Origin of the sequence: Azospirillum griseum, from assembly GCF_003966125.1 — a bacterium.
Classification (GTDB): domain Bacteria; phylum Pseudomonadota; class Alphaproteobacteria; order Azospirillales; family Azospirillaceae; genus Azospirillum; species Azospirillum griseum.
In genome coordinates this window covers 1-683 of the sequence record NZ_RXMA01000120.1, presented here as the reverse complement: position 1 = coordinate 683, position 683 = coordinate 1, and the positions used below count along the sequence as shown (strand labels likewise).

Here is a 683-nt window from a genome sequence, read left to right as displayed (position 1 = left end):
GCTGGTCGAGCCCGACCAGCTTCGGCGGCCAGATGCGGGGGCAGCGGTTCGACGCCAACGGGGTCAAGATCGGCGACGAGTTCCGTATCGACGACCTGACGGTGCCGATCTGGGATCCTGTGGTGACTGCGCGGGCCGATGGCGGCTTCATCGTTTCCTGGCAGACCCCCAATGGTGCGAGCCTCGATGGGGTCAACGCCTACACCCGCGTCTTCTCGGCGGTCAACGCGACGCCAGAGGTTATTGCGCACAGCGGCTATCTCTATCAAGGCAATGCCGTCTCGGCGGCAACCATGGTGTCACCTGGACATCCACAGGGTGCGATCTATGCCGATTCCGGTCTGTATCCCAAGACGCAGTATGAATTCGAGGATCTGACGAGCGGCGGCAGCACCGGCTACCTGACTCTCGACGGAACGGTGTGGGGGGCTGGAAGACCGCTTCGAGTTTCCGCCACCGAACTTGATCGCGTCCAATGGCACGCAGGTGCGGGGATCGGCACCGATGATTTTCGCGTTCGTGGTTTTGACGGTACGAGCTGGAGCGCCTGGGCGACTGGCACGATGGGAACCCTGAGGACCGATCAACGCATCACCGCCGGAACGACGCGCCAAGTGAACTTCAGCTACCCGAACGTCGACTTTCAAGGTTTCCCATCGACGGTGGAGTTGGCGGACGGCACT

1 pseudogene is annotated in these 683 nt (G+C 62.4%); it reads left to right on the top strand.

From position 1 onward, the window contains the following. Positions 1 to 683 (top strand): annotated as a pseudogene (locus EJ903_RS27155) (hypothetical protein); the annotation flags it as partial.